The sequence below is a fragment of the Acinetobacter sp. Colony158 genome (genome assembly GCF_019264745.1).
Taxonomy (GTDB): Bacteria; Pseudomonadota; Gammaproteobacteria; order Pseudomonadales; family Moraxellaceae; genus Acinetobacter; species Acinetobacter ursingii.
The window spans coordinates 1,525,854-1,526,136 of the sequence record NZ_CP078523.1; the positions used below are offsets into that span (position 1 = coordinate 1,525,854).

Annotated in this window: 1 pseudogene; it reads right to left on the reverse strand. The window is 44.2% G+C overall.

Annotated features, from left to right (window positions below):
• A pseudogene (locus tag JR005_RS14640) lies at nt 1-233 on the reverse strand (phosphomethylpyrimidine synthase ThiC); the annotation flags it as partial.
• Between the last annotated feature and the right edge of the window lie 50 nt (nt 234-283).

Here is a 283-nt window from a genome sequence, read left to right on the forward strand (position 1 = left end):
GTGTCATAGACCATAACAGGTGGATTATGTTCACCGCCTAAACCTGTTGGAGTATCGGTAAGGGCAATTTCACGAAAAGGCACTTGGATATCAGGTCGAGAGCCCTGAATATAGACTTTACGTGAAGCGGGTAAAATGCGGGTTAAATCTTTGGCATCTTGTTCGTGTTGCGCTGTAGCCTGTGCATATTGTGTTGGCTCATCAGCAGGGGAAAGATTCGTTAATTGGTTCATCGCTTTAATCCTTTGGCAGAACAATTACGAATCAAGCAACCAAAAAACGG